Source organism: Microbispora sp. NBRC 16548 (genome assembly GCF_030268985.1).
GTDB lineage: Bacteria > Actinomycetota > Actinomycetes > Streptosporangiales > Streptosporangiaceae > Microbispora > Microbispora catharanthi.
Window position 1 is genome coordinate 884,401 of sequence record NZ_BSSF01000001.1, and the last position, 23,794, is coordinate 908,194.

Here is a 23,794-nt window from a genome sequence, read left to right on the forward strand (position 1 = left end):
CTCCCACTGCAAAAGGAACTCTCCGCCATGTCACGACCACGCCTCACACGCCTGCTTTCCGTCGCCCTGGCCGCCGCGACGGCCGCCGTCCTGGCCGCGTGCGGCAACGGCACCGCCTCCGGCGGAGGCGGAGACGGCGGGACGGCGGACCGCACCATCCGCGTCGCCTACCAGGCGTTCCCCAGCGGGGACCTGATCGTGAAGAACAAGGGGTGGCTGGAGCAGGCGCTGCCCGGCTACACGATCAAGTGGACCAAGTTCGACTCCGGCGCCAGCATCAACACCGCCTTCGTGGCCAAGAGCGTGGACATCGCGGCCATCGGCTCGAGCCCGGTCGCGCGCGGGCTGTCCGCGCCGCTCAACATCCCCTACCAGGTGGCGTTCGTGCTCGACGTGGCCGGCGACAACGAGGCCCTGGTCGCCCGCGACGGCACCGGCATCTCCTCCGTGGCGGATCTGCGCGGTAAGAAGGTGGCGACGCCGTTCGCCTCGACGTCCCACTACAGCCTGCTCGCCGCCCTGGACCAGGCGGGAGTGCCGGAGTCCGCGGTGAACCTCGTCGACCTGGAGCCGCAGGACATCCTGGCGTCCTGGACCCGCGGCGACATCGACGCCGCGTACGTCTGGCTGCCCACGCTTGACGAGATCAAGAAGACCGGCAAGACGCTCATCAGCAGCCGCGAACTGGCGACCGCGGGCAAGCCCACCCTCGACCTGGGCGTGGTGTCCACCGCGTTCGTCCAGGCGCACCCCGACGCGGTCGACGCCTGGCGCAAGGCCGAGGCCAGGGCGCTCGACCTGATCGCGGACGATCCCGACGCCGCGGCCCAGGCGGTGGGCGCGGAGCTCAATATCGGCAAGGACGAGGCCAAGGCGCAGCTCAGCCAGGGCGTCTTCCTCAAGCCGGCCGACCTGGCCTCGCCCGAGTGGCTCGGCACGCCGGACAAGGCCGGCGGCCTGGCGCAGAACCTGGTGAGCGCGGCCCAGTTCCTCAAGGACCAGCAGAAGATCGACACGGTGCCCGACCTCGCCACGGTGGAGCGGGCGATCTACACCAAGGGGCTCCCCGGTGTCCTCACGTCCTGACCCGGCCGCCGCCCCGGCCACGGCGGACGAGGACGTCGCCGCCGTCCACCTGCACGAGGTCGGACACGTCTACGGCGGCGCGGGTGGCCCGGTCGCCGCCCTCGGGCCGATCTCCCTGACCGTCCCTCCCGGTGCCTTCCTCGTGCTCGTCGGGGCGTCCGGATGTGGCAAGAGCACGCTGCTGCGCCTCGTCGCGGGCTTCGAGAGGCCCACCTCCGGCACCGTACGGACCGGCGGCGCCGAGCCCGTCCCGGGCAGGGGCGCCGGGATCGTCTTCCAGCAGCCGCGCCTGTTCCCGTGGAAGACCGTTGGCGGCAACGTCGAGCTGGCCCTGCGCTACGCCGGCGTGCCCCGTGCGGAACGTGCCCGCCGGGTGCCCGAACTGCTGGAACGGGTGGGCCTCCACGAGGTGGCGGACCGCAGGATCTGGCAGATCTCGGGAGGACAGCAGCAGCGCGTGGCGATCGCCAGGGCGCTCGCCGGCGACGACCCGCTGCTGCTGCTCGACGAGCCGTTCGCCGCCCTGGACGCGCTCACCCGCGAGCGCCTGCAGGAGGACCTGCGCCGGGTGAGCGCGCAGACCGGCCGCACCTCGGTGTTCGTCACCCACAGCGTCGAGGAGGCCGTGTTCCTCGGCAGCCGCGTCGTCGTGCTCACCCGGCGGCCGGGCCGGATCGCGCTCGACCTGGACGTCGACCTCCCGCGCACCGGAGTGGAGCCGGACGAACTGCGCGCACTTCCCGCGTACGCCGCGCTCCGCGCCGAGGTCGGCCACGCCGTACGCGCCGCCGCCGCGTGAAGCACCGCAGCACCAACCGTGAGGAGAGTGAGATGACCACACCGACCGCCGTGAAGCTGGACCTGCGGCCCCTCGGGCCCCACTTCGGCGCCGAGGTCGAGGGACTTGACCTGGCGACCGCCACCGACGAGGAACTGGCCGCGGTGCGTGCCGCCCTGGTCGACCGGAAGGTGCTGTTCTTCCGCGAGCAGAGCCTGGACGACGACGGGCAGGTGACGCTCGGCCGCCGTCTCGGCGAGCTGACCGCCTCCCACCCTGTCGTCGGGGGCGTCGACGAGGCGCATCCCGAGATCTATGCCCTCGACAGCGCCGACAACGGCTTCGCCGACGTCTGGCACACCGACGTCACGTTCATGCCCCGCCCGCCGCTCGGCTCCATCCTGCGGGCGGTGATCCTCCCGCCCACCGGCGGCGACACGAGCTGGGCCGACAGCCAGCTGGCCTACGACTCCCTGTCCGCCCCCGTGAAGGAGCTGGCCGACCAGCTCACCGCGGTCCACGACGGCAACCGCGAGTTCGGTTACTACCTGGCCCAGCGCCGCGGCGGCAGGGGCAACGTCTGGGACGGCGAGATCGTCACCCGGCTGGAGCCGGTGGAGCACCCCGTGGTCCGCGTCCATCCCGAGACCGGCCGCAAGGGGATCTTCGTCAACCCCGGGTTCACCTCCCACATCGTGGGCGTGTCCGAGGCCGAGAGCCGGGCCGTCCTGGACCTGCTCTACGCCCACCTCACCAAGCCCGAGCACATCGTGCGCCACCGCTGGAGGACCGGCGACGTCGCCATGTGGGACAACCGGAGCACCGCCCACTACGCCAACCGCGACTACGGCGACGCGCACCGCGTGATGCACCGCATCACCCTCCGCGGCGACCACCCCTTCGGCCCCGGCCGTACGAACGGGTGACCGGGCGGCGACCCATTCCGTCGCCTGACAAGGGACGATCTGCGAGCGCAATGGTCACGACCTGTGAATGGGAGCCGCGCCGACCCAGTGGTGGTAGGCGTCCATGTCGACGTTGCTGCCGCACACGATGGTGACCACGTGCCGTCCGGCGAAGCGGTCGCGGTCTTCGAGGATCGCCGCGATGCCGAGCGCGGCCGACGGTTCGACGACGAGGCCGGCGTGGTGGAGGAGCAGCCGCATACCGGCCGTGATCGATGCCTCCTGGACCAGGACGGCGTCGTCGGCGACCAGGAGGAGGTCGTCCAGGACGGCCGGGATGGGGCGTCGGCCGGCGACGCCGTCAGCGATGGTGTCGGTCGAGTCGGTGGTGACGACGCGCCGTTGGCGCCAGGAGTGCGTCATCGCCGGTGCGCCCACCGGCTGGACGCAGATCACCTCGACGTCGGGCGCGCAGGCCTTCACCACATGACCCACGCCGGTGGCCAGCGCCCCGCCGCCGAGGGCGATCAGGACGGCGTCGAACGACGGCACGCTGTCCACCAGCTCCAGGCCGATGGTCGCCGCGCCCTCGCAGGTCTCGATGTCCAGGCTGTCTTCGACCAGCCGGATGCCGTCGTGCCGCGCGACGGCCGCCGCCCGCTCGCGGGCCATGTCGAAGTCGCCGTCCACCAGCTCCAACCTGGCGTGCAGCGCCCGGATGCGATCAAGCTTGGCCGCAGGCGCGAAGCGGGACGCCACGACGGTGACGTCGAGTCCGCGGCCGCGACCGGACCAGGCGAGGGCTTGGCCGAGGTTGCCCGCGCTGGCGCACACCACGGCTCGCGAGCCGTTGCCGGCGAGCATGCTCGCGACCACCTCGGTGCCGCGGGCCTTGAAGCTGCGGACCGGGTTCGCCGTTTCGAGCTTGATGCTCACCGTGCACCCGAGGTCGGGCTCCAGCGCCTCGCACCGATACAGCGGAGTGTCGAGAAAAATCGGGTCGATCATCCGGCGAGCCGCCCGGATCCGAGCAGTGTCGAGGCGCGTCTCCTGCACGACACAGCAGCGTACGCCGCCGCCGCTGCTCCGTTTCGGGCGGACGCCCCGCGACCCTCGGCGTCGCTCATCACCGAACCGGGCGTGGCTGGGTCTCGCGGCGCGCACCCGCCTTACCTCCGATGCCCCTCATCGGCACGCCTTCTGTGGCCGGAGTCCCGTGCAGTGCTGGCGAGCAGCATGTCCAGGGCGGCGGGGTAGGCGCTGTCGTTCATGTCGGCCACCAGTAGAGGCGCGACCGCCGCGATGTTGGGGTGGGTGGCGGGGGACAGGCGGGCGTAGGTCGCCTGCCACATCTCCTCGTCCGCCCTGCGCGCCTGCTCCGGCAGCGCGAGGGACGCCGCGTCCAGCGCGGCGAAGGCCAGCGTCATGTCGATGAAGGCGTGATAGACGCGGACCGCCGCACGGTCGGGGAAACCGGCGCCGCGCAGCAGCCCGAGTATCGCCTCGTCGGCCGCGATCTCGTGGGACTTGCCGCTGATGCGGCTGGCCGTCAGCACCGCCGCCTGGGGGTGTTCGAGGTAGGCGGCGTGGATGCGCAGGCCCAGCTCGCGAAGGTCGGCGCGCCAGTCGCCGGTGCCGTGCCAGCCGTCCATGGCCCGGCCGATGAGCATGTCGCCGATCGCCAGGGTCAGATCGTCGATGCCGGCGAAGTAGCGGTAGAGCGTGCTGGGGTCGGCTCCGAGTGCGATGCCGAGCCGCCGTACGGACAGTCCGGCGGAACCGTGCTCACGCAGCATGCGCAGCGCGGTCCGCACGATCAGGTCCTCAGAGAGAACGACTCCGTTCTTCGTCGGGCGCCGCCGCCGGCGCGCCGACTCGGAAACCACCGGCTTGGGCATTGTGCTCTCCTCTCCGGCGGCCAGCTTATGCCAACGCCATTGACGTTTCGTGCGGTGGTGACGTTGGATCGTGTGCACCAAAGGTGTCTTTGTCCCGAAAAGGGAGTTTTGTCATGCGTATTCTGCTCGTCGGCGCAGGTGGGGTGGGCAGCGCGATCACCCGGATCGCGGCCCGCCGATCCTTCTTCGAGCACATGGTCGTCGCCGATTACGACCTGTCCCGCGCCGAGGCGGCCGTCGGCGCGCTGGGGGAGGCGGGCTCCCGCTTCAGCGCCCGGCGGGTGGACGCGAGCGACGAGGCCGCGGTGGTGGCGCTGCTGGCCGAGCACCGTTGCGACGTCCTGCTCAACGCCACCGACCCGCGGTTCGTGATGCCGCTGTTCCGGGCGGCGCTGTCGGCCGGTGCGCACTACCTGGACATGGCGATGTCGCTGTCGCGGCCGCATCCGGAGCGCCCGCACGAGGCGTGCGGGGTCAAGCTGGGGGACGCCCAGTTCGAGATGGCCGCCGAGTGGGAGAAGGCGGGCAGGCTCGCGCTGGTCGGCATCGGGGTGGAGCCGGGGCTGTCGGACGTCTTCGCCCGATACGCCGCCGACGAACTGTTCGACCACATCGAGGAGATCGGCATCCGCGACGGCGCCGACCTCACCGTCGAGGGATACGACTTCGCGCCCTCTTTCAGCATCTGGACCACCATCGAGGAGTGCCTCAACCCGCCGGTCGTCTACGAGGCCGGCCGGGGCTGGTTCACCACCCCGCCCTTCAGCGAGCCGGAGGTGTTCGACTTCCCCGAGGGCATCGGCCCGGTCGAGTGCGTCAACGTCGAGCACGAGGAGGTCCTGCTCGTGCCCCGCTGGATCGACGCCGAGCGGGTGACCTTCAAGTACGGGCTGGGCGCGGAGTTCATCGACACGCTGCGGACCCTGCATCTGCTGGGGCTGGACCGCACCGAGCCCGTCGGGGTCGTCGCCGGGGGCGGCACCGCCGTCAAGGTCTCCCCGCGCGACGTGGTCGCGGCGTGCCTGCCCGACCCGGCGACCCTCGGGGATCGCATGCACGGCAAGACGTGCGCCGGCACCTGGGTCAAGGGCACCAAGGACGGCAGTCCGCGTGAGGTCTACCTCTACCACGTGGTCGACAACCAGTGGTCCATGTGCGAGTACGGCTCCCAGGCGGTGGTGTGGCAGACCGCGGTCAACCCGGTCGTGGCCCTCGAACTGATGGCCGCCGGCGTCTGGTCCGGCACCGGCGTCCTGGGCCCGGAAGCCCTGCCGCCCCGGCCGTTCCTCGACCTGCTCACCGCGTACGGCACCCCGTGGGGCCTGCGGGAGCAGTAGGCGGCGGCACGGACGGGCGCGGCGATCGTCTTGTGCTGACGTTCAGCGGCCGAGGCGCCGGTCGAGGAAGCCGCGGACGGTCTCGGCGAGTTCGAGGCGCTGATCGGAAAGGGCGTGGTCGGTGACGAGCACGCGGTGCTCCAGGAGCGGCACCGGATGTGCGGTGTAGGCGGCCACCACGGGATCGTGGTGTTCGGCGGCGGGGGTGACGGTGTCGCGCCCGGCCGTGCCGACGAGCAGGACCGGCCGGTCGGCGAGCTTCGGGGCGAGCGCCGACAGGCTCCACGCCTCGCCCGCCTCGATCATCTCGTCCACGAGCGCCGCGCCGCTGGTCCCCCTCAGGGGAAGCAGGTCGTCGCCGAACCCCTCGACGTACGCCGCTCGCAGCGCCGCGTCCTCCCGGCAGGCGACCGCGACAGAGCCGAAGTCGAACGCCGACACCGACGCGACCGCGCTGACGCCCGGGTCGGCCGCCGCGGTCGTCAGCGCGGCGAAGCCGCCGAAGCTGTGCCCCGTCAGCGCCAGCCGGTCCGGGTCGAGGCGGTGCGCGGCGGCGAAACCCGGCTCACGTACGGCCGCCGTGACGCGGGCGGCGTCCTCCAGCGCGCCGGCCCACGACCAGGAGCCGCCGACGCCCCAGGAGCCGCGGTAGTGGAAGACGAGGGCGGCGTACCCCGCGCGGCGCAGATGCTGGGCCAGGTCGAAGTTGCGCTCGTGCCCGGGGAAGCCGTGCAGCAGCACGACGATCGGATGCGGTCCCGGCCCGGCCGGCAGGTGAAGGACGCCCAGCAGGGTCTCGCCGTCGCTGTCGAACGTCACGGCGGCGTTGGCCGTGGGAATCTCGGGGGTCATCCGTCCTCACAGAGATCGAACCGATCGGTACGATCAAAGGCTACCGGATTCGTCCGCAGTGCTCGCGTCACCGGAGGGGCGTCACGCGGCTTCCGCGTTGAGGACGCGCCCCGCGGGCTCGCGGGTGTGGACCCACGCCGGGAGCGCGGTCAGCGCCGCGACGGCCAGCAGGATGGCGAGCGCGGCGGTGAGCAACCACGGTCCCGGGGGCGTGATCGGTGTGGCGAAGAACCAGTACAGGCCGAGCCCGACCGGAATGCCCGCCGCCACTCCGGGCACCGCGGGCAGGAGCTGCGTGACGCAGTGCGCGGCGACGATCTGGCCGGGAGTGGCGCCGAGGGTACGGGTGATGGTCAGGGCGCGCCGGGCCTGCACGGCGGTGCCCCAGCTGAGCAGCACGGTGTTGAGCGTGGACAGCGCCACCAGCGCGAAGGTGACGGCGAGCAGCACCTGGCCGGTCTGGTCGGTCCGCACTTCGAGGGGGCCGAACCGCCTGACGGCGGGGGTCGCGTCGAGTTCGGCGTGGAAGGTGAGCAGCGCGGTGACCATGACGGTGGTGGCGGCCGTGCCGGCGGAGGCCAGGACGGCGCGGCCGGGCCGGCGGGCGAGCAGCCGGACGCCGAGCAGCAGCGCGGTGGGCAGGTAGGCCGTCACGGCGTTCAGGCGCGGGCGGCGCGTGAGCGTGTGCGCCGGGTCGGCCAGGGTCTGGACGGTGCTGCCCCGGGCGGCGCGTACGGCGGGACCGAGCGCACCGGTCACGGCGACCACGACGGCGAGGAAGACCGCGGCGAAGACGGTGACGGAGTCCGGAGGGCCGGCGGTGTCGAGCAGCCCGGCGCTGGGATCGATCAGGTGGGGCGCGGCCAGCGTCCCCGCGGTCAGTCCGAGCGCGGTGGACAGGAAGGTCAGCAGCAGGTGCGGCGCCAGCAGTACGGCGGTGACGGTGCCCGGGCCGGCGCCGACGGCCTTGAGCAGTGCGGCACGCCGGTTGTCGCGGGCGGCGCGCGCGGTGGCGAGCGCGGCGAGGGTGACGAGCGCGGCCGCGGCGAGCAGCCAGCCGCCGACGACCAGGGCGGGTTGCATGTTCCTGATCATGACGGCGTCCGTTTCGAGGACGGTCTGCCAGTTGTGGGTGTTCACCCAGGAGTCGCCCCTGCGGTCGTCGGTGAACACGGTGGCGCTCCACCGGTGGGGATCCGCAGGGTCGGTCAGCTTCAGGTGGATCAGGTGGACACCGGGGGTGTGCCCCGCCGCTGCGTGGGCGTCGGCCGTGGTGAGCCAGATCCTGCCGCCGTAGTCGGACGGCCCGGGCCCCTGGGCCCAGTCGCTCCACGGGTACACCGGGGTGGCCGCGCTGATCGCGATCCCGACGATCGGATAGCTGCGCTTGACGATGGTGACGCGGTCGCCGACGCGCACGCCGAGTGCCTGCGCGAAGCCGCGCTCGACCACGGCGCCGCCGGGACGCACCCAGGTCCCGGAGGTCACCAGCGGCCGGTCCACGGCGGACGGTGCGCTGTCACGTCCCTCGACCGAGGAGTGCGCGGCCCGGCCGTGTGCCCGGATGGTGGTGTCGAACGCGAAGATCGGGTCGGCCTGCGCGGCCACGCCGGGCGTGTCCGCGAGACGTCCGGCCAGGCCGGACGGGTTCGTGTCCGTCGTGATGGCGGTGATGTCGGGACCGGCGGTGGCCGCGCGGGTCTTCAGGTACGCCGTGGCCAGGGCGTTGCGGGCCGTCAGTCCGAGCGTCAGGGAGGCGATGGCGAGGGTGACGGCGATCAGGAACACGAGGGCCTCGGCGGGGCGGCGGCGCACGTCGTGCCGGATCAGACGCCAGGTCAGCAGCAGGTGTCCCACGGTCAGTCCTCCCAGCGCAGCAGCGCGCCGAGCCCTGTGCCGCCGAACCCTGTGCCGCCGCCGTGGCCGTGCCTCGTGCCGCGGCCGTTGCCGTCCAGGCGGGTGTCGTCCGCCAACGTCCCGTCGCGCATGGAGACGACGCGGTCCGCCGTGGCGGCGACGCGCTCGTCATGGGTGACCATGACCAGGGTCTGGCCGGCGGCGCGTAGCTCGTCGAAGAGCCGGAGGATGTCGTGGGTCGCGGCGCTGTCGAGGTTGCCGGTGGGCTCGTCGGCGAGGACGACCACCGGATCGTTGGCCAAGGCGCGGGCGATGGCGACCCGCTGCCGCTGCCCGCCGGAGAGCTCGGAGGGCAGATGCCGGGCGCGGCCGGCGAGCCCGACCTGGTGGAGAAGTTCCGCGGCACGGTGGCGGGCGGCCCGCGGTGAGGCGCCGGCGAGCAGCGCGGGCAGCTCGACGTTCTGCGCCGCGCTCAGTTCGTGCATCAGTTGGTAGGCCTGGAAGACGAACCCCACGGCGCGGCGCCGCAGTCTGGCCAGCGCCCGTTCGCCGAGGTGGTCGATGCGCCGGCCGCCGAGCCATACCTCGCCCTCGCTGGGCCGGTCGAGCCCGCCGAGGAGCTGGAGCAGCGTGGACTTGCCGCAGCCGCTGGGCCCGGTCACGGCGAGCGTCTGCCCGGCGGGAACTTCGAGGTCGACCCCGTCGACGGCCCACACCAGGCTCTCGTCCTCCCCGTACAAGCGCGTCAGGCCGACCGCCCGCAGCGCCGGCCCGGCCGCCTCGGCGGGCCGGTGGCCGGCCGGTCCCCAGCCCGGGCTTTCGTCCGGGTCACTGTGCAACGACCGGCCCATGACCCGCGGCACGACTCTCTTCATCCGTTTCCTTCGCTTTCCCCGCGTGGGGCGCGGGCGGACCAGGCCCGCTCGCACGCCTCCAACCAGCGCAGATCGGCCTGCAGCCGGAGCGCGATGCCCTCCAGAAGCAGTCCGGCCTCCGAGTCCGTGTCGTGAGCAAGGGCGGCGCGCTGGGCCTCGGCGAGGCTGCGCATCAGCTCCCGCCGCCGCGCGTCCACGAGCGCGAGGGGGTCGGCCAGACCCGACTCCGCGGCGGCCACCAGCTTCAGATGGAACTCCGCCACGTCCGCTCTGGGCCCGGCGCTCTCGGCCATCCATGCGGCCACCCGCTCCTGCCCGGCCGCGGTCAGCGCGTACACCTTGCGCCGCGGGCCGCGCACCGGCGCGTCCTCACGCTCCTGGACGACCAGGCCCGCCTTCTCGAGCCGGGTGAGCGTCACATAGATCTGCCCCGCGTTCAGCGTCTCGCCCAGCGGTCCGAGCGCGGTCACCAACCGCTGGCGCAGGTCGTACCCGTGCGACGGCTCCTTGGACAGCAGCGCCAGCACCACGTCCTGCACGGGCCACCCTCCTCTGCGACCCCTCAATAGATAGCGGTTAGCCAAAAGGGCGTCAACCCGGTCCCGGACCTCGTCGGCGGGGGACGGGAACGGTCCCGCCCGCGCTGAGGCGCGGGCGGGACCGCGACGAGGCGCCTACCGTGTCAGGCCCGTGGCCGTACCGGTCACCTGGGCATAGCCCGCGGGGCGGCTGGTGAAGGCGCCCCTGCCCTGGGTCCGGCCGCGGAGCCGGGTCGCGTACCCGAACAGCTCGGCCAGCGGCACGGCCGCGGTGACCACGACCGTGCCCGCCCGCGCCGCCGAACCGGTGACCCGGCCGCGTCTGGCCGCGAGGTCGCCCAGCACCCCGCCGACGGCGTCGTCGGGCACGGTGACCGTGACCTCGGCCAGCGGTTCCAGCAGGGCCATCACACCGGCACGCAGCGCCTCCCGCAGCGCGAGCCGCCCGGCCGTGCGGAACGCCATCTCCGAGGAGTCCTTCGGGTGGGTCGCACCGTCGGTCAGCGTGACCCGCAGGCCGGTCACGGGATGACCTCCAAGCGGGCCCTCGGCGAGGGCGTCCCGGCAGCCGGCCTCCACCGCCCCGACGTATTCGCGTGGCACCCGGCCGCCGGTGACCGTGGACCGGAACACGAAGCCGGCGTCGTGCTCAAGCGGCTCCACGTCGAGCACGACGTGGGCGAACTGCCCGGCGCCGCCGTCCTGCTTGACGTGCCGGTACAGCAGGCCGGACACCCCGCGGACGACCGTCTCCCGGTAGGCGACGCGGGGCCGTCCGACGGCGACGTCGAGCCCGTGGGTGCGGCGCAGCTTCTCCACCGCGACCTCCAGGTGCAACTCGCCCATCCCCGACAGCACCATCTGGCCCGTCTCGGGGTCGGTGCGGACCGACAGCGAGGGGTCCTCGTCGGCCATCCGGGCCAGCGCGGTCGCGATACGGTCGGCGTCGCCGCTCCCGCGCGGCTCGACGGCCACGAAGACCACCGGCGAGGCCGTGACCGGCGGCTCGAGGATCAACGGCGCTTCGGGAGCGCAGAGGGTCGCTCCGGCGCGGGCCGCCTTGACCCCGGCCACCGCGACGATGTCCCCGGCCGTGGCCCGGTCCGTCTCGGTGTGCCGGTCGGCCTGCACCCGGAGGATGCGCCCGATCCGCTCGGTGCGCCGGGCGCCCGCGTCCAGCACGACGTCTCCTCTCCTGATCGTCCCCGAGTACACCCGCAGGTAGGTCAGCCGTCCGGTGGGAGCGGCCTGCACCTTGAAGACCAGCGCGGCGAACGGCGCCGCCGGGTCGGCGGGCCGCTCCTGCTCGGGCCGCTCCTGCTCGGGCCGCTCCTGCTCGGGCCCGTCCCACGCGGCGCGTACGGGCGGCACGTCGGACGGTGCGGGCAGGTAGGCGACGACGGCGTCAAGCAGCGGCTCGACACCCCGGTTGCGGTACGCCGACCCGCACAGCACCACCACCGCCTCGCCACGCAGGGTCAGGTCGCGCAGGGCGGCGGTCAGGGTCGGCGTCGAGATCTCCGGCCGGGCGCAGAACTCCTCAAGCGCCGCCGGATGGAGCTCGGCCACCGTCTCCTCCAGCAGGCGGCGGCGTCGGCGGGCCTCGTCCCCGAGGGCTTCCGGCACCGGGCCCTCCGTGACCGTGTCACGGCCGGCGTCCCACACCAGCGACCGCATCCGCAGCAGGTCCACCACGCCGGTGAACCCGTCCTCCCGCCCGATGGGCGACTGGACGACCAGCGGGGTGACCCGCAGCCGCTCGCGGATCGACTCGACCGCCGTGTCGAGGTCGGCCCCGGCACGGTCCATCTTGTTGACGAACGCGATGCGCGGCACGCCGTACCGGTCGGCCTGCCGCCACACCGACTCGCTCTGCGGCTCCACGCCGGCGACGGCGTCGAACACCGCGACCGCGCCGTCGAGCACCCGCAGCGACCGCTCCACCTCGTCGGAGAAGTCCACGTGCCCCGGGGTGTCGATCAGGTTGATCCGGTGGCCGTCCCACAGGCAGCTCACGGCCGCGGCGAAGATGGTGATCCCGCGGTCGCGCTCCAGGGGGTCGAAATCGGTGACGGTGGTCCCCTCGTGCACCTCGCCGCGCCGGTGGACGGCGCCGGCGAGGTAGAGGATCCGTTCGGTGACGGTGGTCTTGCCCGCGTCGACGTGGGCGAGGATGCCCAGGTTGCGGATGCCGGTCAGCGGGACGAGGTGAGTGCGGTTCAGGTCGGCGCGCATGGCCATGCCCTTCGGGAAGTGTTCCTGCGGTGGCGGGCGCGATTGGCCTGACGAGAAGCACCGGCCGGATTCGGGCCGGGCGGCGACCCCCAGGGCGACGCGATGGCAGGACCGCCGGGGAGACGGCGGACGACCTGCGGAGCGGGCCACGTGGAACCGGCGCGCGGGCCTATGTGTGGCACAGAGCAGCACAGTGCGGCAGTGCAGCACAGAGCGGCACAGCGCAGCACAGAGCGGCACAGAGCGGCCACACGGCCAGGGGTGCGGAGTTCGTCAGGAACGTCCGGTGCCGGCCGCGCGGCTGGCACCGGGAAGCGACGTAGACACCAGGATCACCTCGTACCGTGACCGGAGGACGACGACCGCGATGCGCTGGCGCACGGTCAACTCCCCTCTCGTGGTCAAGGCGCGCGGCGCCGTGGCGGCGCGCGTGATCAGTGGCGAGTGTACGGAAACCGCCCCGAGCCGGAAAACGGTTTTTCGCTCCGGCCGGGGCGGGGCTCCGCGCACGCGGCTCTACTCCTATGCGTAACCGCCGGTCGCCCGCCCGTAAGCGACGGCGTAGCGGTGACCGGGGACGCCCGCGACGGATGGTGAGTGCGCCCGGCTCGGCCGACGCCTCGCTCGCCGCTCGCCGCATGGGCACCGCGCCGTCGCCCTGCTCGCCTGACGCGGCCGGGCGAGCAGGGCGGGAGCCCCTGGCGCGCCCGCACGCCGACCTCGCCCGCGCGTTCGACCTCTCGACCGGTGAGTAGCGCCGCCCCTGCCGTTCCCGCGCGCGTCCCGCCGCCAAGGCGGCTCCCGCGGAGCGGCGTACGGCCGAGCTGCGGGTCTACCTGCTGGTGGAGAATCTGCGGCGGCAGTTCACCGCGGCTATGGCCGCGCCCACCCGGGCCCGGGGCTACCCGCCGTACGAGGGGCAGCACGTGCTGATCGTGGAGGTCGCCCCCGGCCTCGCGATCGAGCGGGTCATCGACCTCGCCCTGCGCGCCGTGCCGTCCGTCGAGCCGGGCATCCTGTTCGTCGAGCGCCAGTTCGGCGTGCTCGAGGTGCACGGCTCCTCACTGGGCGACGTACGGCGGGCCGGGCAGCCGATCCTCGACGGCATCGGCGCCCCGGCGGGCGACCAGTTGCGGCCCCGGATCCTCTACACCGACGTCATCGAGGACATCACGGACCAGCACGCGGTGCTCATCAACCGCAACCGGCAGGCCTCGATGGTCCTGCCGGGGGAGACGCTGCTGGTCTGCGAGATGACCCCGGCGCTGTTCGCGACCGTGGCGGCCAACGAGGCCGAGGCGGCGGCGCCGGACATCACGCTCGTGGACGTGCAGATGATCGGGCCCGCCGGGCGGCTCTACATCAGCGGCCGCTCCTCCTCGGTTCGTACGGCCAGGGACGCCATCGATCCGGGTCCTCGAGTCCGTGGAGGGCCGCGACCACTAGGAATCCGGGGGCGCGGGGGAAGATCTGACGGACACTTCCATAGGATCATTTAGGAGAACGCATGCAGGTCCACGACCTGTCCGGCGGCGGCGACGTCCTCGCCCGCATCGAGGGGGTCGCCCGCCGCGCCCTTCGGCACTACGACGTTTCCCCCGACGCCTCCGTGACGCTGCTCAGCGTCTCGGAGAACGCGACCTTCACGGTCGGCGACGGCGGGCGCCGGGCGATCCTGCGGGTCCACCGGCTCGGCTACCACTCGCTGGAGGCCATCGCCAGCGAGCTCGCCTGGCTCGACGCGCTCCGCGACGAGGCCGGGATCGTCACGCCGCGCGTGCTGCCCGCCCGTGACGGGTCGCGCGTCGTCACCATGCGGGATCCGGGCTCCGAGCCCCGTCACTGTGTGATGTTCGAGTTCCTTCCCGGCGCGGAGCCGGCCGAGGACAGGCTGGTGGAGGAGTTCGAACGGCTGGGCGCGCTGACCGCCCGCATGCACCGCCACGCCCGCGCCTGGGCGAGGCCGGCGTCCTTCACCCGCTTCCACTGGGACCTTGACGCCGCCTTCGGCCCGCGGGCCCGGTGGGGCAGGTGGCAGGACGGCGTCGGCGTGGACAGGGAGGCGCACGCCGTGCTCGCCCGGCTTGAGGCCGAGCTGCGCCGCAGGCTGGAGCGGTTCGGCAAGGGCCCCGACCGGTACGGGCTCATCCACGCCGACCTGCGCCTGGCCAACCTCCTCGTGGACGGCCAGACGGGGACGAGCGTCATCGACTTCGACGACTGCGGCCTCGGCTGGTACCTCTACGACCTCGGCGCCGCCGTCAGCTTCATCGAGCACCGGCCCGAGGTGCCGCACATGGCGGAGTCGTGGGTGCGCGGCTACCGGTCCGTGCTCGGCCTCCCGAAGGAGGACGAGGCCGAGATCTGGACGTTCATCATGTTCCGCCGCCTCCTCCTCGTCGCGTGGATCGGCTCCCATTCGGCCGCCGACGTCGCCAGGGAACTCGGCGCCGGCTACACCCAGGGCAGCTGCGAGCTGGCCGAGCGCTATCTCAGCGGATCACTCTAAGGAGTCCATGTGTTCACCCCAGTGGCCGGGCGGTCGGTCGTCGTGACCGGCGGCAGCAAGGGCATCGGCAAGGGCATCGCGCGGGTCTTCGCCCGCGCCGGCGCGAACGTCCTCATCGCGGGCCGCGACGAGGAGGCGCTGAAGGCCGCCGCCGCCGAGATCGGCGCGTCGTACGTGGTCGCGGACGTGTCCAGGGCCGCGGACTGCGAGCGCATCGCCGAGACGGCGGCCGAGCGGCACGGCGACGTCGGCGTGCTGTGCGCCAACGCCGGGATCTTCCCCGACAAGAAGCTCGCCGAGATGACCGAGGCCGACATCGACGAGGTCGTCGGCGTCAACCTCAAGGGCACCATGCTCTGCGTCCGCGCGTGCCTGCCTGCGCTCGAGGCGTCCGGCCACGGGCGGGTCATCCTCACCTCCTCCATCACCGGTCCCTTCACCGGCCTGCCGGGCTGGTCGCACTACGGCGCCAGTAAGGCGGGGCAGCTCGGGTTCATGCGCACCGCCGCGATCGAGCTGGCGCCGAAGGGCATCACGGTCAACGCCGTCCTGCCGGGCAACATCCTGACGGAGGGACTGGCCGACCTGGGGGACGACTACCTGCGCGGGATGGAGGCCGCGATCCCGATGCGGCGTCTCGGCTCGGTCGAGGACATCGGCAACGCCTGCCTGTTCCTCGCCACCGACGAGGCGGCGTTCATCACCGGGCACTCGCTGGTCGTGGACGGCGGCCAGGTCCTGCCCGAATCGCAGGATGCGATGAGCGGATTGTAATTCGTTCTTAGCCGCAGGGACCGATAAGCCCATTCCCCGCGATGCTCAGATATTAGATAGCTCTAAGCTGCATACTGTGTGTCGTGGCTGCAACCCTGCGGTCGAACAGCAACGTCATTTTCCGGTGCGCATTCCGTGTCGTGTCGTGTGGTGCCCGAAGTACCGGCGGCGCATACTGGGCGGCCGGATCGAAGAACGCTTGAAGGAACTCATCCGCGAGGTGGTGGACGAGAAAGGGGCATGGCTGGTGCGAATGGAGGTCATGCCCGACCACGTTCATCTGCTGGTCGAGGTCGATCCGCAATACGGTGTTCACCGGCTGGTCAAGGCCATCAAGGGTCGCTCGTCCCGCGTGCTGCGTGAGGAATTTCCCCACCTGAAGTCCCAGCTCCCGACGTTGTGGACGAACTCCTACTTCGTGGCCACGGTTGGCGGCGCACCCCCGGCCATGGTGAAGCGGTACGTCGAGCAGCAGAAGGGCCGTTGAATGCTGACCGGCCGCCGCTACCTGCTGGCGTTCACCCCAGAGCAGGAGACCCTCGCCGAACTCATCGGCGACGCCTGCCGTGCGGTGTGGAACACCGCGTTGGAGCAGCGCCGGGCCTACAGGCAGCGTGGGGCGTTCACCGGCTATGTGGAGCAGGCCAGGCAACTGGCCGAAGCGAAGAAAGACTTCCCATGGCTGGCCGAAGCCCCGTCGCACACGCTTCAGCAGACGCTGCGCGACCTGGAGAAGGCATGCAAGACGCGCGGCACGTTCAAGGTCCGCTGGCGTTCCAAACGCAAGAGCCCGCCGTCGTTCCGTTCCCCGACCCTGGACACCTGGCTGTCGAGCGCGTGTCACACCGGTGGGGCCGGGTGAGATTACCCAAACTTGGCTGGGTCCGTATCCGGTGGACGCGTCCGCTCGGCGGTCGGCTCCGCAACGCCACAGTGCTGAAGGACGGCAGACGCTGGTACATCGCGTTCTGCGTGGAAGACGGGCTGGTGGAGCTCGCGCCGAACGGCAAGCCGCCTGTCGGTGTGGACCGAGGCGTCAAGGTCGCTGTGGTCACCTCGGGCGGATGGATGTGTGACCGCGAGTTCTTCACGCCCGGGGAGACGATTCGGCTGAAGCGGCTTCAGCAGCAGCTCGCCCGGCAGCGGAAAGAGTCCATGCGGCGCGCGGTCGCACGGGCGAAGCTGGCGAGACTGAACGCCCGCATCCGCAACCGGCGCGCCGACTTCCTCGCCTGGACGGCGAATCGGCTGACCCGTGACCACGGGCTGGTCGTGGTCGAGGACCTGAAGGTCAAGAACATGACGGCCAGTGCCAAGGGCACCATGGAGCGGCCCGGGTCCCGCGTTCGTCAGAAAGCGGGGCTGAACCGGGCCATCCTCGCCAAGGGCTGGCGCGGGCTGCTGACCGCCTGGCGGCGGGACGTTCGTCAGCGGCGGCAAGGTGGAGCGCGACCTGTCGAGCGTGGTCGGCGTGCCGGTGCTGCTGCGCGAACAGGGCTTCACCGCGGGCTGCTCGCCGAGCGGTACGGCGTGCGGCCCGCCGACGCGCTCGAACGCATCGAGGCGGTGGCGGCGGGAGAGGAGGAGGCGGCGGTGCTCGGTGTGGAGCCCGGCGTGCCGGTCCTGGCCATCACCCGCACGACCTCCGACGAGCAGGGCCGGGCCTTCGAGTTCTCCCAGGACGTCTTCAGGGGCGACCGCACCCGCGTCCTCGTCCACGTCAGCGGCGCCACCGGCGCCACGCACTCCGCCCGCGAGCAGGGCCGGCTCGTGCGCTTCCCGGAGGTGACGGGGTGACGGCACGCACGGATTCCTGGGCGGTGCGGGTGGCGAGCGCGCCCGTCAGCTTCGGCGTCTACCGCGCCGACGGCGCGCCGCTCGGGTCGCAGGAGTTGCTCGCGACGATGCGCGAGGCCGGGTACGACGGCACCGACTCCGGGCCGATCGGATACCTGGGCACGGCACCGATCCTTCCCGAGCGGCTCGCGGCGCACGGTCTCGGGCTGGCCGGCGGCTGGGTGGACCTGCGCTACGACGACCCGGACGGCTTCCGCGAGGACCTGGCCGCCCTCGACGCCGCCCTCGACGTGTTCACCGCCGCCGGCGACGCCGGGGCCGGGGCGGCCGATCCACGGTTCGCGCCGCGACCGACGCTCGCCTGCCCGGACCGGCCCGAGCGGTTCGCCCGTCCCGGCATGCCGGCCGACCCGAGGCTCTCCCTGCCCGACGACGACTGGCCCGCGTACGCCGGGCGGATCGGCGAGGCGGCGGCCCGCTGCCGCGACCGCGGCCTGGAACCCGTCTTCCACCACCATCTGGGCACCGACGTGGAGACGCCCGAGGAGATCGAGCGGCTGCTCGGCTCGACGGACGTCTCTCTGTGCCTGGACACCGGGCACCTGTGGCTGGCCGGGGGCAACCCGGTGGCGGCCATCCGCGACTGGTCCTCGCGCATCCGCCAGGTGCACGTCAAGGACGCCTCCCGAGACGTCCTCGCCCGGATCCGCGCGGGCGGCGGCGACCTGTGGGACCTGGTCGCGGCGGGCGGCTTCCCGCCGCTCGGGCAGGGCGACCTGGACCTGCCCGCCGTGCTGGCCGAGCTGCGGCGGTCGGGTTACGAGGGCTGGATCGTGATCGAGCAGGACGTCCCGGCCTTCCGCGCCTCGGACACCGAGGCCCTGGCGCGGGCCGTCGCCGACCAGAGGGCCAACCGTGCCACCTTCGGCGAGGCCCTCCGCGCCGCCGGCCTCGCCTGATCTCGCCCCGCCTGATCACGCCCCGCCGGGCGCGCGCCAGAGGCAGGACTCGACGACGATGGCGGTATGACGACCGCCGCGAATTACGCCGAGTTCGCCGCACGAGAGGCCCACGGCGTGTCCCCGGCGTACGAACGCCTGGCGCTCGCGGTCTCCCGCGACCGCGAGACGCTCGCGCTGCTCGGTGCGCTCCCGCCGGCGAAGCGGCAGCCGAACCTGCTGTTCGCCGTCGTACGGTTCCTCGGCGGCCCGGTCGAGGACCCCGCCGCGTTCCTTGACTACACCGTGGGCAACTGGCCGGCGGTCGAAGCGGAGATGCGCACCCGGGCCACGCAGACGAACGAGGCCGGGCGGTGCGCGGTGCTGCTGCCGGTGCTCGCCGCGCTGCCGCAGCCGCTCGCGCTGCTGGAGGTCGGGGCCTCGGCCGGGCTGTGCCTCTTTCCCGACCGGTACGGCTACCGCTACGGCGACCACCTGGTCGGCTCCGGCGAACCGGTCCTGGACTGCGCCGCGACCGGGGTGGCGCTACCGGCCCGCGTACCCGACGTGGTGTGGCGGGCCGGTCTGGATCTGAACCCGCTCGACGTGACCGATCCCGCCGACGTCGAGTGGCTCGACGCCCTCATCTGGCCGGAGCACGAGCGGCGGCGGGCCCGGCTGCGGGCTGCGGCGGCCGTCGCCGCGGCCGAGCCGCCGCTGCTCGTGCGCGGCGACCTGGCGGACGACCTGTCGGAACTGGCCGCGAAGGCCCCGGCAGGCGCCACGCTGGTCGTGTTCCACACCTCGGTGCTGTATCAGGTGCCGGCGCCGCGGCGGGTGGCGTTCGCCGAGGTGGTCCGCGGGCTGCCGGGGCACTGGATCGCGAACGAGGCCCCCGATGTGCTGCCGCGCCCTGGTTTGCCGCACCCTGGTCTGCCGGAGCCGCCCGGCGCGGCGCTGTACAACGTGCTCGCGCTGGACGGGACGCCGCTCGCCTGGACCCTGTCGCACGGGCAGGCGATGGTCTGGTTCGCGTGACCCCGCCCGCCGCGGAGCGGCTTGTTTGTCGCCTGTCACTGCTATGAATTGCGCCATCTTCTGATCTTCACGGAAACGAGTCGTTCGATGGCGTCAGTGATGTTTCGCGATGAGACCGCGACAGGCCGCGCTCTGGCCGAGTTCTCCCTTCCGGACCTGCCCGACCGGACCACGGCCCGTGAGCTGGTGCGTCTGCGTGTCCGCGAGGAGGTGGCCCGTCACAACGCCTCTCCCGCGCCGTACTTTCGCGGTCTGGTCACGCCGACGGACGCCGAGGCGGAGCTGAACGGCCACCGCATGCGCACCACTCGCACGCTCGACTGGGAGAAGCAGGCCGACGCCGCCGAGGCCGCCTTCGCCCGCAACGGCTTCCTGCTGCTGGTCGGTGACTGCCAGATCGAGGACCTCGACACGGAGATCGACCTGACCGCCGATCCTGTGGTGTCGTTCGTCAAGCTCGTCCCCCTGGTCGGAGGCTGACGTTGGACGCGTGGCGCTACCTGAGCCAGGCCGACAAGGACGAGTTCGAGAGGCTGGATACCGAGATCACCGGCCCCGCGATCACCAGGCAGGTCCTGTCATGAACCTCCATGGCACGCCCCTGTCCCCGCGGGCGCGGTTCCTGCACGACCTGATGACGGGGGCCGCGAGGCTTGTCCAGCTGGAGCGGCTCCTGCAGGACCTGATGGCGGGCGTCACCACGCGTGCCGCACAGGGGCTCGACGCCTCGCAGCTCAGCGCGTACGAGCTGGGAGCGCTGCTTCCCACGGCATACCGCGTCGACTTGGAGCCTGCCGATGCCGTTCTGGCGCGGTGGGAGATCGAAAGGGAGGCGAGTGAGCGTCAGCCGCTGTTCACACCGGAGGCGTGCGCCGACCTGTTCGACGCCCTGGCCGGCCGACGGGCGGACATCCGGGTCGCAGTGGGCGCGCTGGTCCGGTGCCCCGCGGGCGCGCCGCTCGACCGGCTGGCAGATCCTGCCCGCGCTCTGGTGGAGCGCCTGCTCCAGGAGGATCGGCTCGATGAGCCCTTCTCGCTGCTGGCGGCCGCCGGGCTCGCCGGGCTGGACGCCCAGGCGGCCGAGCGGCTCACCGCCGGGCGCGGGCCGCTGGGCGTGGCCGAGGTTGAGCTGCTGCTCGGCTGGGACCCCATGCAGCGGGCGCTGTTCGCCGAGTTCGCGCGGGAAAGCTCCCGCAACGCCCCGCCGCCGCTGCCCGACGCCCGGGAGCGGCTGAGCGTCCTTCCTGGCTACGCCGCCTTCACCTGCACCATCGTGGAGGCGGCCGCGGCCCGCGTCGACGCCATCCACGCCGGGGAGGTGCCCTACCGCGCGGAGAAGGCGTTCGGCGTGGGGGAGAAGCAGACGATCGGCCGCGCCGTACGGATCGCGCTCCTCCGGGACGAGCCCTGGCTTCCCGAGCCGCTGGAGCGGCTGGTGCGCGGTGTCGCGGTGGCGCCCACCAAGGCCAGGACCCTGCCCTCACAGGGGGTGCTGTTCGAGATCGCCCGCGCGGCCGAGGACCACCCGACCCCCGAGGCCGTCTCGGCCCTGCGCGCCGCCAGGGACGCGACCCGGCACGCGGGCGTGCCCAAGCAGCTCGACCGCGTGCTCAAGCGCATCGAACCCGCGCTGGCCGACCGTGTCGAGGTCGCCTTCCGGCTGCCGGACGGGCGCGTACGGCAGACGCTGGGCGAGCACACCGCGGTCATCTCGGTCGAGGGCGAGGTCGAGTTGTCGTGGTGGCACGGGGACAGGAAGCTCAAGACGGTTCCTGCTGCGGTCAAACGGGAGCACCCCGAGGAGGTCAAGCGGCTGCGCGAGCTGGCCAAGCAGGTCCGCCGGCAGCAGAAGACACTGGTCAGGGCGCTGGAGGCCGGGTTCGCCCACCAGGTCGCGCCGCCCTACCGGCAGCTCGAGGGACATCCGGTCGCGGACCGGCTGATCTGGGAGTTCGAGGTGTCGCCCGGGGTGTGGCGCAGCGAGCTCGGGCTGACCGTGCCGGACGTCCCCGTGCGGCTGTGGCATCCGGCCCGCGCCACGCCGGACGAGGTGCGGGCCTGGCGCGAGGTCGTGCAGGACAAGGAACTGCGCCAGCCGTTCAAGCAGGCCTTCCGCGAGGTGTACCTGCCGACGCCCGCCGAAGAGACGACGGCGACCTACTCCAACCGGTTCGCCGGGCACGTGGTCGGCTACCACAAGCTGTACGCCCTGCTCAAGCAGCGTGGGTGGCAGGCCCCCTATCTGGGGCCGTGGGACGGCGGCGGCGACGGAGAGGCCAGGCGGGTGCTGGGCGGAGGGGGCTGGCGGGCGACGTTCCTCCACGACTACCTCTGGCACGAGGACGGATACGCCACCACCGGCGAGGTCCGCTTCCACCGGATGGCCGGGGACGGCTGGCGTGAGGCGCGGCTCGCCGAGGTGCCGCCGCTGGTGTTCAGCGAGGCGATGCGGGACGTGGACCTGTTCGTCGCGGTCGCGTCGATCGGCGCCGATCCGGAGTGGCTCGACCGGGGAGTCGACCGGCTGCGGGACTACTGGCAGTCCTACGGCTTCGGGGACCTGTCCGAGAACGCCCGGGTGCGGCGTGACGCGCTCGCCCGGTTGCTGCCGCGGCTGGCGATCGCCGATCGGTGCGCGCTGACCGATCGTTTTCTGGTGGTGCGGGGTGAGCTACGCACGTACAAGATCCACCTGGGGTCGGGCAACATCCTGATGGAGCCCAACGACGCCTACCTGTGCGTCGTTCCGCGGGGGTCGGGTGACCGGGTCTTCCTGCCCTTCGAGGAGGACGGCGGCATGCTGTCGGTCATCGTGTCCAAGGCCTTCCTGCTCGCCGCCGACACCGAGATCACCGACCCCACGATCGTCCGGCAGATCCGTCCGTGACTCACTGCACGCGGCGCAGCCTGCGCAGGAACGCCAGGAGACCGGACCTCGGGCGCCCGTCGCCGCCGTCCTGCGCGACCGGCGGTGACGGCTCGCCGCCGGTCTCCGGCGCGGGCCGGGGCGTGCCGGCGAAGCTCGCGCTGAGCTCGTAGTTCACGGGCAGGGAGCGCAGCGCGCGGACGAAGGGGGAGGGACGCCAGGGAAGCTGGTCGGCCGGAATCGCCGGCTTCAGCGCCGAGAACCGGTCGAGCAGGCGGCGCACCGCGATCGTGGACATCTGCGTGGCCAGCCGCTGGCTCGGGCACCTGTGCGGGCCCGCCCCCCACGCGAGGTGGGCGCGGGTGCTGCGGACGCTGTCGCGGGTGAGCGCTCCGGCGAACCGGGGGTCGGCGTGCGCGCCCGCGATGGACAGCATCACCGGGTCGCCGGCCGCGATCGTGAAGCGGCCGAGCTTCACATCCGTCCTGGCGTAGCGGAAGGTCAGGTTGGCCAGCGCCGGGTTGGCCAGGGCGACCCGGTTGACCACCTCCTCGATCGCGCCGACCGACACGCTCTCCCTGAGCCGGGGATTGGTGATCACCTCGAGGATGACGTTGCAGATCAGGCTGCCGGTGAAGTCCAGGAAGCCGGACAGCATCATCAACTCGCGGGCGAGCTCCTCGTCGGTGAGATCCGGCTTCGCCTCGATCATGTACGACGGCAGGTCGTCGCCGCGCCGCTGCCGTTTGACCGTCGCCAGTTCGAGGAGGGCGGCACACAACCGCTGGTACGCCCCGGCGGAGTCGGGGCCGTCCAGCAGGCGCCACTGGTCCTCCACCATGTCCTCGCCCCGCTCGATGGTGACGCCGAGCAGGTGGTTGGCGACGAGCAGCGGGAACGGCCGCCCATACTGGGCGGCGAGATCGGCCCGCCCGGTGGGCCCGGCCTCCGCCATCACGCCCACGAGGTCGTCGCAGTACCTCACCATGGCGCGTTCCAGCCGCTGCGCCTGCTCGCTCCCGGGATCCTGGAACGGCCGCAGGCCCGCGATCCAGGCGCCGCGCAGACCCCGATGCCTCTCCCCGTCGTGGAAACCCGAGTTGTCGGCCCGCAGGAGGGCGAGCAGCGGCCAGTCGGCGGGAACGCGCCCCTCCGCGTACGCCCGCCAGTGGTCCACGCGCTTGCTCCACACGTCGCGCGCGTTCTGCATGATGTGCAGCACCTCGTCGTAGCCGAGCACGAACCAGACCGGCACGCCGAGGACGTCGACCGGGGCCACCGGGCCATACCTGGCGCGCAGGCGCTCGTGGACGGGGGCGGGATCGGTTTCGTATTCCCTGGTGAGCAGGGACTCCAGCGGCAACGAGATGAGCCCTTCCACGGCCGACGCCGACCATCTTTCGGAGACCAAGGCCTGCGCCCGCCTTTCCTGCCATATGTGGGGTATGGGCGGCGATCTTAGAGCGTCCGCCCGCGAATGTCAGCGCCCCCGGCCCCACGCGTGCTGCCG

The 23,794-nt window shown here is 72.6% G+C and carries 22 protein-coding genes and 1 pseudogene; 15 read left to right on the top strand and 8 right to left on the bottom strand.

Annotated elements, in window-relative coordinates; translation table 11 throughout:
• Positions 1-27: 27 nt before the first annotated feature.
• The 3 genes from QSK36_RS03945 to QSK36_RS03955 are packed head-to-tail and all read left to right on the top strand — an operon-like array spanning position 28 to position 2,790.
• Entirely contained in the window at positions 28-1,086 is a 1,059-nt protein-coding gene (locus QSK36_RS03945; RefSeq protein WP_285781364.1) for a taurine ABC transporter substrate-binding protein, read from the top strand.
• Complete coding sequence (locus QSK36_RS03950; RefSeq protein ID WP_285781365.1) at positions 1,070-1,885, top strand: ABC transporter ATP-binding protein; 816 nt, start codon at positions 1,070-1,072, stop codon at positions 1,883-1,885. Before QSK36_RS03945 ends, QSK36_RS03950 begins: the two co-directional genes overlap by 17 nt.
• A 32-nt stretch (positions 1,886-1,917) precedes the next feature.
• The gene (locus QSK36_RS03955; RefSeq protein ID WP_183536753.1) at positions 1,918-2,790 is read left to right on the top strand and encodes a TauD/TfdA dioxygenase family protein; all 873 of its coding nucleotides are present in this window, start codon (positions 1,918-1,920) and stop codon (positions 2,788-2,790) included.
• Positions 2,791-2,844: 54 nt separating this feature from the next.
• Here QSK36_RS03955 and QSK36_RS03960 read toward each other — a convergent pair whose 3' ends face one another.
• Both QSK36_RS03960 and QSK36_RS03965 read right to left on the bottom strand, forming a co-directional pair.
• A complete protein-coding gene (locus QSK36_RS03960) occupies positions 2,845-3,825 on the bottom strand; it encodes a threonine ammonia-lyase (RefSeq protein WP_285781366.1) in 981 nt (326 codons plus the stop codon).
• 113 nt (positions 3,826-3,938) lie between these two features.
• Entirely contained in the window at positions 3,939-4,667 is a 729-nt protein-coding gene (locus QSK36_RS03965; RefSeq protein ID WP_285781367.1) for a TetR/AcrR family transcriptional regulator, read from the bottom strand.
• Between the two features lie 113 nt (positions 4,668-4,780).
• On the opposite strand from QSK36_RS03965, the gene QSK36_RS03970 reads away from it, so the two are divergent.
• Entirely contained in the window at positions 4,781-6,004 is a 1,224-nt protein-coding gene (locus QSK36_RS03970; RefSeq protein WP_285781368.1) for a saccharopine dehydrogenase family protein, read from the top strand.
• A gap of 42 nt (positions 6,005-6,046) precedes the next feature.
• On the opposite strand, the gene QSK36_RS03975 is transcribed toward QSK36_RS03970, so the two are convergent.
• The 5 genes from QSK36_RS03975 to fusA form a co-directional block, all read right to left on the bottom strand.
• Positions 6,047-6,856, bottom strand: a complete 810-nt coding sequence (locus QSK36_RS03975; protein WP_285781369.1) for an alpha/beta hydrolase family protein — start codon at positions 6,854-6,856, stop codon at positions 6,047-6,049.
• A gap of 81 nt (positions 6,857-6,937) precedes the next feature.
• Positions 6,938-8,713, bottom strand: coding sequence for an FtsX-like permease family protein (locus QSK36_RS03980; protein WP_285781370.1), 1,776 nt, complete (start codon positions 8,711-8,713; stop codon positions 6,938-6,940).
• Positions 8,714-8,715: 2 nt separating this feature from the next.
• Complete coding sequence (locus QSK36_RS03985) at positions 8,716-9,588, bottom strand: ABC transporter ATP-binding protein (RefSeq protein ID WP_285781371.1); 873 nt, start codon at positions 9,586-9,588, stop codon at positions 8,716-8,718.
• The gene (locus QSK36_RS03990; RefSeq protein ID WP_285781372.1) at positions 9,585-10,127 is read right to left on the bottom strand and encodes a PadR family transcriptional regulator; all 543 of its coding nucleotides are present in this window, start codon (positions 10,125-10,127) and stop codon (positions 9,585-9,587) included. Before QSK36_RS03990 ends, QSK36_RS03985 begins: the two co-directional genes overlap by 4 nt.
• Positions 10,128-10,262: 135 nt before the next feature.
• Positions 10,263-12,362, bottom strand: a complete 2,100-nt coding sequence (gene fusA, locus QSK36_RS03995; RefSeq protein WP_285781373.1) for an elongation factor G — start codon at positions 12,360-12,362, stop codon at positions 10,263-10,265.
• A gap of 590 nt (positions 12,363-12,952) precedes the next feature.
• Here fusA and QSK36_RS04000 point away from each other — a divergent pair.
• The 11 genes and pseudogenes from QSK36_RS04000 to QSK36_RS04050 all read left to right on the top strand — a co-directional run bounded on the left by QSK36_RS04000 (position 12,953) and on the right by QSK36_RS04050 (position 22,305).
• Positions 12,953-13,117 carry a hypothetical protein gene (locus QSK36_RS04000; RefSeq protein WP_285781374.1) on the top strand — a complete coding sequence of 55 codons (165 nt, stop codon included), beginning with the start codon at positions 12,953-12,955 and terminating at the stop codon, positions 13,115-13,117.
• Positions 13,118-13,198: 81 nt separating this feature from the next.
• On the top strand, positions 13,199-13,861 hold the full coding sequence (locus tag QSK36_RS04005; RefSeq protein ID WP_502883280.1) for a hypothetical protein: 663 nt from the start codon (positions 13,199-13,201) through the stop codon (positions 13,859-13,861).
• An 8-nt stretch (positions 13,862-13,869) separates the two neighbouring features.
• Positions 13,870-14,871 carry a phosphotransferase enzyme family protein gene (locus QSK36_RS04010; RefSeq protein WP_285781376.1) on the top strand — a complete coding sequence of 334 codons (1,002 nt, stop codon included), beginning with the start codon at positions 13,870-13,872 and terminating at the stop codon, positions 14,869-14,871.
• Between the two features lie 9 nt (positions 14,872-14,880).
• Positions 14,881-15,645 (top strand): 3-oxoacyl-ACP reductase FabG, encoded by a 765-nt coding sequence (gene fabG / locus QSK36_RS04015; RefSeq protein ID WP_285781377.1) that lies wholly within the window; start codon positions 14,881-14,883, stop codon positions 15,643-15,645.
• Positions 15,646-15,728: 83 nt separating this feature from the next.
• A pseudogene (gene tnpA / locus QSK36_RS04020) lies at positions 15,729-16,132 on the top strand (IS200/IS605 family transposase).
• Complete coding sequence (locus QSK36_RS04025; RefSeq protein WP_285781378.1) at positions 16,133-16,507, top strand: helix-turn-helix domain-containing protein; 375 nt, start codon at positions 16,133-16,135, stop codon at positions 16,505-16,507.
• A complete protein-coding gene (locus tag QSK36_RS04030; protein ID WP_285781379.1) occupies positions 16,504-17,442 on the top strand; it encodes a UTRA domain-containing protein in 939 nt (312 codons plus the stop codon). Before QSK36_RS04025 ends, QSK36_RS04030 begins: the two co-directional genes overlap by 4 nt.
• Entirely contained in the window at positions 17,439-18,401 is a 963-nt protein-coding gene (locus tag QSK36_RS04035; protein ID WP_285781380.1) for a sugar phosphate isomerase/epimerase family protein, read from the top strand. The genes QSK36_RS04030 and QSK36_RS04035 overlap by 4 nt, the downstream gene beginning before the upstream one ends.
• 66 nt (positions 18,402-18,467) lie before the next feature.
• A complete protein-coding gene (locus QSK36_RS04040; RefSeq protein WP_285781381.1) occupies positions 18,468-19,418 on the top strand; it encodes a DUF2332 domain-containing protein in 951 nt (316 codons plus the stop codon).
• Between the two features lie 99 nt (positions 19,419-19,517).
• A complete protein-coding gene (locus QSK36_RS04045; RefSeq protein ID WP_225898035.1) occupies positions 19,518-19,898 on the top strand; it encodes a hypothetical protein in 381 nt (126 codons plus the stop codon).
• A 100-nt stretch (positions 19,899-19,998) separates the two neighbouring features.
• Entirely contained in the window at positions 19,999-22,305 is a 2,307-nt protein-coding gene (locus QSK36_RS04050; protein ID WP_285781382.1) for a DUF4132 domain-containing protein, read from the top strand.
• 1 nt (position 22,306) lies between these two features.
• On the opposite strand, the gene QSK36_RS04055 is transcribed toward QSK36_RS04050, so the two are convergent.
• The gene (locus tag QSK36_RS04055) at positions 22,307-23,665 is read right to left on the bottom strand and encodes a cytochrome P450 (RefSeq protein WP_285781383.1); all 1,359 of its coding nucleotides are present in this window, start codon (positions 23,663-23,665) and stop codon (positions 22,307-22,309) included.
• Positions 23,666-23,794 lie beyond the last annotated feature (129 nt).

Excerpts from the sequence above, each read along its gene's own strand:
- QSK36_RS04025 (WP_285781378.1), top strand. The coding sequence starts at position 16,133 with ATGCTGACCGGCCGCCGCTACCTGCTGGCGTTCACCCCAGAGCAGGAG.
- QSK36_RS03955 (WP_183536753.1), top strand. The coding sequence starts at position 1,918 with ATGACCACACCGACCGCCGTGAAGCTGGACCTGCGGCCCCTCGGGCCC.
- QSK36_RS03985 (WP_285781371.1), bottom strand. The coding sequence starts at position 9,588 with ATGAAGAGAGTCGTGCCGCGGGTCATGGGCCGGTCGTTGCACAGTGAC.
- QSK36_RS04000 (WP_285781374.1), top strand. The coding sequence starts at position 12,953 with ATGGTGAGTGCGCCCGGCTCGGCCGACGCCTCGCTCGCCGCTCGCCGC.
- QSK36_RS03945 (WP_285781364.1), top strand. The coding sequence starts at position 28 with ATGTCACGACCACGCCTCACACGCCTGCTTTCCGTCGCCCTGGCCGCC.
- QSK36_RS04045 (WP_225898035.1), top strand. The coding sequence starts at position 19,518 with ATGTTTCGCGATGAGACCGCGACAGGCCGCGCTCTGGCCGAGTTCTCC.
- QSK36_RS04040 (WP_285781381.1), top strand. The coding sequence starts at position 18,468 with ATGACGACCGCCGCGAATTACGCCGAGTTCGCCGCACGAGAGGCCCAC.
- QSK36_RS04050 (WP_285781382.1), top strand. The coding sequence starts at position 19,999 with ATGAACCTCCATGGCACGCCCCTGTCCCCGCGGGCGCGGTTCCTGCAC.
- fusA (WP_285781373.1), bottom strand. The coding sequence starts at position 12,362 with ATGCGCGCCGACCTGAACCGCACTCACCTCGTCCCGCTGACCGGCATC.
- QSK36_RS04010 (WP_285781376.1), top strand. The coding sequence starts at position 13,870 with ATGCAGGTCCACGACCTGTCCGGCGGCGGCGACGTCCTCGCCCGCATC.
- QSK36_RS03975 (WP_285781369.1), bottom strand. The coding sequence starts at position 6,856 with ATGACCCCCGAGATTCCCACGGCCAACGCCGCCGTGACGTTCGACAGC.
- QSK36_RS03965 (WP_285781367.1), bottom strand. The coding sequence starts at position 4,667 with ATGCCCAAGCCGGTGGTTTCCGAGTCGGCGCGCCGGCGGCGGCGCCCG.
- QSK36_RS03970 (WP_285781368.1), top strand. The coding sequence starts at position 4,781 with ATGCGTATTCTGCTCGTCGGCGCAGGTGGGGTGGGCAGCGCGATCACC.